At 70.5% G+C, this 5408-nt stretch carries 2 protein-coding genes, 1 other RNA gene and 1 pseudogene; 3 read left to right on the top strand and 1 reads right to left on the bottom strand.

Annotated elements, in window-relative coordinates; genetic code table 11:
* Nucleotides 1-81: 81 nt before the first annotated feature.
* Together rnpB and GA0115259_RS33055 are read left to right on the top strand one after the other, a co-directional pair.
* Nucleotides 82-485: RNase P RNA component class A (rnpB, locus tag GA0115259_RS33060), an RNA gene on the top strand.
* 112 nt (nucleotides 486-597) lie between these two features.
* A pseudogene (locus GA0115259_RS33055) lies at nucleotides 598-1047 on the top strand (hypothetical protein); the annotation flags it as partial.
* Between the two features lie 125 nt (nucleotides 1048-1172).
* Here GA0115259_RS33055 and GA0115259_RS43005 read toward each other — a convergent pair.
* A complete protein-coding gene (locus GA0115259_RS43005) occupies nucleotides 1173-1307 on the bottom strand; it encodes a DUF6408 family protein (RefSeq protein ID WP_370749045.1) in 135 nt (44 codons plus the stop codon).
* Nucleotides 1308-1814: 507 nt separating this feature from the next.
* Between GA0115259_RS43005 and pglW the strand changes: the two genes are divergently transcribed.
* Nucleotides 1815-5408 (top strand): BREX system serine/threonine kinase PglW (pglW, locus tag GA0115259_RS33050; protein WP_093603781.1); only part of this gene is annotated, 3594 nt, incomplete at its 3' end.

The following is a 5408-nucleotide window of genomic DNA, read 5'->3' as shown; positions in this document are numbered from 1 at the left end:
GGCGACGGTCGGCCGGCAGGCCGAGGCGGCGGTGGCGCCCGCCCTCCCCCCACGGACGGGTAAGATGACCTTTACGGCAGACGAGCCGGGCGGACGGCCGCGTGGAGGTCCCTGTGGATCTCCCCGAGGAACGTCCGGACTCCACACGGCAGGGTGGTGGGTAACGCCCACCCGGGGTGACCCGCGGGACAGTGCCACAGAAAACAGACCGCCGGGGACCCAGGTCCCCGGTAAGGGTGAAACGGTGGTGTAAGAGACCACCAGTGCCCAGGGTGACCTGGGCAGCTAGGTAAACCCCACCCGGAGCAAGGTCAAGAGGGGCCACCGCGAGGCGGCCCTGCGCGGACGATCGAGGGCTGCCCGCCCGAGTCCGCGGGTAGACCGCACGAGACCGGCGGCAACGCCGGCCCTAGATGGATGGCCGTCTCCCGGCCGGCCGCGAGGCCGCCCGGCGACAAAATCCGGCGTACAGCCCGACTCGTCTGCCGTCACCTGTGGTTTTGCTTGGGAAAGGGCCTCTGACCTGCGTCGGAGGCCCTTTCCCCGCCACTGCGCCCACCGGTACGACTGTGAGTACCGCCAGGTACCCTCAGACACATCGTCAACGCGGCCCGACGGGCTTCCGTTCCACTCCGGTGGAGTCTCGAAGGACATGCCCCCACCCGCACGAGTCTCTTCGTGCTGCCCGGCGCCTCGGAGGTGCGTTCCTGGGAGCGCAGCATCCCTCTTCTGGCCGCCGCGCTCAACGACGCCGGCCTGGGCGACGTCGAGGTCAAGCTGGAGTACGCGCTACCGCTGAACAGCAAGCGCGCCGACGTCGTCCTCGCCGGATTGCATCCGGTCACGCAGGAACCGTCCTACGTTGTGGTGGAGTTGAAGCAGTGGAGCCAGGCTGCTCCGCACGAGGACGACCCCACCCTGTGCCATGTCGACGCCTACGCGCACCCCGTGCTCAATCCGATCGAGCAGGTGCGGCGATACTGCGACTACCTGGTCAACTTCAACGGCGCGGTGGCCGAGCACGGCGAGCGGATCCAGGGCGTGGCAGGGTCAGTCCGTGCGCCCGCAGGAGGTCGGCACGGCCGCTCTCGTGGAGGACGCGGCACGGCGCTACGACGCCCACCTGCCCGTTGCCGCCTGCGGGAACAGTTCCGGTGCGGCGGCAGCGACGCCTATATCCGCCGGGTGCGCGGTGCGCTGGGGGGAGGGGAGGAGGCGGGCGTCAAGCGAGTCGCCGTTCCCGGGTCGTTCGATCGAATCTGACGAATCCGGTCACGACGTGCAAGCTTGTACTCAACGGGGTTCATCGGTTTCCACTCCTGAGCGTGAGCTGGGAATGGCAGGGATCGTCCTACCGGGCATCCGCAGTCACATCGCGTGAGACACGCGGTGGAGACCACTCGTCGCACATCGCCGAGGACCGGCACCTGAAACACCGCCGGCATACCCTCCGGGAAGGTGCGCAGCGGGTAACCACGTTGGTGCACACGCCAGTTGGTACAGATCGATTTTGGACGCCGCGGTGTCTCCGCCCGGCCGCCGCACGCGATCGCGCCGGAAGGGACGGCGTCGATCGCGATGACATCGACTGTGTGGAGTTTGCGCATTTCCACCTGAAGGCGTTGGTGAGGCTCCAGGATATTGGCGGTCCGCGCATCACAAAGTAACCGGACTCGGCTGATAAGGGGGGAATGCCCCGTACTCCTGTCCTTCACCGTCTCTTTTCATGGCGCGGCCAGCCACTAGGATCTGCGTCAAGGATCTGACCGCGGGGAACGGTCGCCCTTGCGGGACACGAGGAGCGGGGAAGAGGCATGCGGGAAGGCCGGTGGGTCACGGTCACCGAGTCCGAGTTCGATCACGAACGCCGCGGCCTGGACGCGATCCGCGAGAAGCTGCCGGACTCCGACCCCTGGCGTGCCTGGTCGAACTTCACCTTCACCGCGAACACCGGCCACGTCCGCGAGGTCGACCTGCTGGTCGTCACGCCCGGCGGCGTCTGCATGATCGAGCTGAAGGACTGGCACGGCTCGGTCACCTCCGAGAACGGCACCTGGGTGCAGACCACGCCCGGTGGCCGCCGCCGTACGCACGGCAATCCGCTGCACCTGGTCAACCGCAAGGCCAAGGAACTGGCCGGCCTGCTCGCGCTGCCCGGGGGCAAGCGGGTCTGGGTAGCGGAGGCCGTCTGCTTCACGGACAACAGCCTTCGTGTACGCCTGCCCGCCCACGACCAGAACGGCGTCTACACCGTCCACCAGCTGGTCGAGATGCTCAAGCAGCCCCCGCGTGACGAGCGGCGCCGTATCACCGCGATCAGCTCGCGTGAGATCGAGGCGGCACTCAAGAACATCGGCATCCGCAAGAGCGACGCGCAGTACAAGGTCGGCCCGTACGAGCTGGAGCGGAAGTCCTTCGATTCCGGGCCCACCTGGGCGGACTACCTCGCCCGTCACAGCGACCTTCCCGAGGCTGCCCGCGTCCGTATCTATCTCAGCGAGCGCGGCTCCGACGCCTCCCTGCGCCAGTCCGTCGAGAACGCAGCCCGGCGCGAGGCCGCGGTGCTGGGCCGTTTCAAGCACCCGGGCGCGGTCGAACTCAAGCAGTACTTCCCCTCCGGGCACGCGGCCGGCCCCGCGCTGATCTTCGACTACCACCCGGACACCCTGAAGCTGGACGAGTACCTGGTCCAGTACGGCGAGAAGCTGGACATCCTCGGCCGGATGGCGCTGGTCCGTCAGCTCGCCGAGACCATGCGCTCCGCGCACTCCAGCCGCATCCACCACCGGGCGCTCGCCGCCCGCTCCGTGCTCGTCGTCCCCCGGCCGCGCGGCAGGAAGGGCCGGGCGGTGGGGGAGGAGGCCGCCTGGCTCACCCCGCAGCTCCAGATCTCCGACTGGCAGATCGCCACTCAGCGCAGCGGCGACTCCTCCCAGGGCCAGGGCATGACCCGCTTCGCGCCGACCGCCCTGTCCGCGATGCACCTGGCCGACGACGCCGACGCCTACCTCGCTCCCGAACTCACCGCCCTCAACCCCGACCCGGTCCACCTCGACGTGTACGGGCTCGGCGTCCTCACCTACCTGCTGGTCACCGGCAAGGCCCCGGCCGCCAGCCAGGCGGAGCTGCTGGCCCGCCTGGAGGCGGGGGAGGGCCTTCGCCCCAGCTCCCTGGTGGACGGCCTGTCGGAGGACGTGGACGAGCTGGTGCAGGCCGCCACCGCCTACCGGCCCGGCCAGCGCCTCTCCAGCGTCGACGAGTTCCTGGAGCTGCTGGAGGTCGTCGAGGACTCCCTCACCGCCCCGGCCCCGGCGGCCACCGCTACAGAGGGGCCGGGTGACGAGGACGACGGGACCGCCGCCGACAAGGATCCGCTGGAGGCCGTCGCCGGTGACGTGCTGGCCGGACGGTGGGAGATCCGCCGCCGCCTCGGCACCGGCTCCACCAGCCGCGCCTTCCTCGTCCGCGACCTTCAGGCCGAAGCCCGCAGGACCCGCCCGCTGGCCGTGCTCAAGGTCGCTCTCTCCGACAGCCGCAGCGAGATCCTCGCCCGCGAGGCCGAGGCCATGGGACGCCTGCGCCCCCACTCCGGCATCATCCGCCTCGTCGAACCCGAGCCGCTGCACATCGGCGGCCGTACCGTCCTGGCACTGGAGTACGTCGGCGACGAGCGCGACGACAACGGACAGGGAACCGAGGGCGGCGGACGCCCGCGCCGCCGTGAGGAGACCGTCGCCCGCCAGCTCCGCGAGAACGGCCGCCTCCAGGTCGACCAACTGGAGGCGTACGGCGACTACCTCTTCGGAGCCGTCGACTTCCTGGAGGGTGAGGGCGTCTGGCACCGCGACATCAAGCCCGACAACATCGCCATCCGCATCCGCCCCAACCGCACCCGCGAACTCGTCCTCATCGACTTCTCCCTCGCCGGCTACCCGGCGAAGAGCACCAACGCGGGCACCGACGGCTACCTCGACCCCTTCGTCGACGTCATCACCCGCGGCTCGTACGACTCGCACGCCGAGCGGTACGCCGTCGCCGTCACCCTGCACCAGATGGCCTCCGGCGAACTGCCCAAGTGGGGCGACGGCAGTGTCCTGCCCCGCATGACCGTCGCGAAGGAGTGGCCGTACCCGACCATCGCGGCCGAGGCCTTCGACCCGGCCGTACGGGACGGTCTCGTCGCCTTCTTCCAGAAGGCCCTGCACCGCGACGCCGGCCGGCGGTTCCCCGAGCTGAAGCCGATGCGGGACGCCTGGCGCAAGGTCTTCCTCGACGCCTCCCAGACCGTCCCGTCCAGCCACCGTTCCCGCCACCCGGCCGCCGCGACCACGGGGGAGGGGACACCCGCCGAGGGCACCGCCGCGGTGGCGATCGCGGAGGCCGAGCCGGAGACCGCCGAGCAGCAGCGCGACCGCCTCGCCGCCGAGGTCACCCGAGACACCCCGCTGACCGTCTCCGGCCTCACGCCCGCCGCCCAGTCCTTCCTGTACGGCCTCGGCATCACGACGGTCGGCGAACTGCTCGACTACAGCCGCCGCAAGCTCGTCAACGCCCCCGGACTGGGCGCCAAGACCCGCAACGAGGTCCAGCAGCGCCAGCGCGAGTGGGGTGAGCGGCTGCGCGAGATCCCCGTCTCGCCGCTGACCCCGAAGGGGCGCGCGGAGGCCAAGGAGGAGCTGGAGCAGCTCACCGCCGCAGAGTCGGCTCTCGTGGCTCACCTTGCGACGGGCGAGTCGGCGGGTGCGCTGCCCGCCCGCACCCTGCGCTCGGTCAGCCTCGACACCCTCGCCACCGTCTTCGTGCCCGCCGTCAACAACAACGGCTCCAACCGCAACAAGGCGGAGATGGTACGGCTGTTGCTGCGCCTGCCCGACGAGCACGGGGTCCTGCCCGACATCGGGGTTTGGCCGAAGCAGAAGGATGTCGCGGAGGGTCTTGGGCTGAGCCAGGGCCGCATCCCGCAGTTGCTCAAGGACGAGCGCAGGCGTTGGAAGGCGGAGCCCGCCGTCCAGGCACTGCGCGAGGAGATCATCGACCTGCTGGTGAGCATGGGGCGCGTCGCCTCGGCGGTGGAGATCGCGGATGCCTTGGCGGTCCGGCGCGGCACGCATCTCGCGGGGCGTGAGCAGCGGCGCGCGATGGCGCTGGCGGCCGTACGGGCCGTGGTCGAGGTCGAGCAACTGCTGCCGCAGGAAGCCGAGTTCCAGCACCAGCCGAACCGCAAGGCGACGGACGAGTCCCTGGGCGCCGGCCTGCTCGCGCTCGACGTACGGGAGAACGACGGCCCGGACACCCCGACTGCGCCCGGCTTGCTGGAGTACGCGACCCGACTCGGCAAGACGGCCGACCGGCTCGCCAGGCTGGACACCCTGCCGACGGCGGCCACCGTGCTCGCCGAGCTGGGCGCG

It is taken from the genome of Streptomyces sp. MnatMP-M17 (assembly GCF_900091995.1).
GTDB lineage: Bacteria > Actinomycetota > Actinomycetes > Streptomycetales > Streptomycetaceae > Streptomyces.
This window is presented reverse-complemented; position numbering and strand designations above follow the sequence as displayed.

What these genes read in the sequence shown, in the direction of transcription:
- GA0115259_RS43005 (WP_370749045.1), bottom strand. Translation starts at nt 1,307, where the DNA reads ATGAACCCCGTTGAGTACAAGCTTGCACGTCGTGACCGGATTCGTCAG.